Source organism: Photorhabdus viridis, assembly GCF_040256935.1.
In the GTDB taxonomy this organism is placed as follows: Bacteria; Pseudomonadota; Gammaproteobacteria; order Enterobacterales; family Enterobacteriaceae; genus Photorhabdus; species Photorhabdus viridis.
The window spans coordinates 1-223 of sequence record NZ_JBEJZY010000586.1 but is presented as its reverse complement, the minus strand read 5'-3'; the positions used below and the strand labels follow the sequence as shown (position 1 = coordinate 223).

1 protein-coding gene is annotated in these 223 nt (G+C 49.3%); it reads left to right on the top strand.

What is annotated here, in order from left to right; translation table 11 throughout:
• On the top strand, nt 1–223 hold a 223-nt coding region (locus ABR397_RS24665; protein ID WP_350307967.1), incomplete at both ends, for an Rpn family recombination-promoting nuclease/putative transposase.

The window sequence follows — 223 nt, the reverse complement described above, 5'->3', positions numbered from 1 at the left end:
GGTAATCCCGGACGATGAAATCCTGACGCATAAACGGGTCGCGCTATTGGAAATGGTGCAAAAGCATATCCGGCAGCGAGATATGGCGGAGCTGCTGCAAGAGTTGGTCATACTGCTGACGTATGATTACTATACGGATGAGCAGTTAAAAAGCGTGCTAAACTACTTATTACAAGCGGGAGATACCGCCGATCCAGAGGGTTTTATCCGGCGACTGGCAGAA